We start from the raw sequence: 779 nt of genomic DNA, 5'->3' as shown, positions 1-779 counted from the left end.
TTCTTCTACTTCCGCATCTTCTACATCAGATTCAGCTTCTTCCTCAGTTTCTTCAACTTCTTCGGTACTTTCAGCTTCATCTTCTTCAGCTTCTTCTTGAGATTGCCACCCTGCTTCATCCTCAAACATAACTTCTTCTTCAAGGAAGTTAAAATCAGGTGCATCTTCAAAAGTTTGTTCATTCTCAATGCGTTCTACCGAATCTTCTTTTGAATTACGATAGGATTCCAGCTCTGCTTGTGCTGTTTCGGCTGCTGCGCCTTTCAGATCATCAAGCTGGAGAAACATTTCAAAATTATCCATTAAGTTCTAACCTCAGAATCATTAGTGGCGGCTACGATTACCTCTTTTAGGTCGCCAATTAAACGATATTTCATATAGCAATCTTCGCGTTTCTTTGATTCATGTACGTCTGTGTACATCATGTCTCGAATCAAACGTTCTTTCAATGCCTCTAATGCTGCTGATAGAATGCCGGAATTATTAAGAGCTGCAATTGCAGCCTTCTGTTGTGGGGTTAACATTAAACCTCCTAAAGAAAACAGGAGACTCAAGCGAATCTCCTGCTGTACTATAGCAACAAGCTATTATTATTTAGTTCCAGAATTTTTCTTCTGCTGAACTTTCGCTTGTTTCAGCGTTTCTTGTGCCATTTTATGCTGATTTCGCATGGTTTGATCTTTCAAATTAAGGTCTTGATACCCTTGAGTAGCATTATGAACTAATTTGTGAGATTCAATCTGAGCAGAAAGGTTAATTTCCAACTCATTCAACGTAGC

3 protein-coding genes are annotated in these 779 nt (G+C 38.9%); all 3 read right to left on the bottom strand.

Annotated elements, in window-relative coordinates:
* A partial coding sequence (locus tag N1032_RS24910; RefSeq protein WP_259543233.1) for a hypothetical protein occupies nucleotides 1-303 on the bottom strand: 303 nt, incomplete at its 3' end.
* Nucleotides 303-524, bottom strand: a complete 222-nt coding sequence (locus tag N1032_RS24905; protein WP_259543232.1) for a hypothetical protein — start codon at nucleotides 522-524, stop codon at nucleotides 303-305. The genes N1032_RS24905 and N1032_RS24910, both read right to left, overlap by 1 nt.
* A gap of 66 nt (nucleotides 525-590) precedes the next feature.
* A partial coding sequence (locus N1032_RS24900) for a hypothetical protein (protein ID WP_259543231.1) occupies nucleotides 591-779 on the bottom strand: 189 nt, incomplete at its 5' end.

This window comes from Herbiconiux daphne, from assembly GCF_024979295.1.
GTDB lineage: Bacteria > Actinomycetota > Actinomycetes > Actinomycetales > Microbacteriaceae > Herbiconiux > Herbiconiux daphnes.
This window is presented reverse-complemented; position numbering and strand designations above follow the sequence as displayed.

What these genes read in the sequence shown, in the direction of transcription:
- N1032_RS24905 (WP_259543232.1), bottom strand. Translation starts at nt 524, where the DNA reads ATGTTAACCCCACAACAGAAGGCTGCAATTGCAGCTCTTAATAATTCC.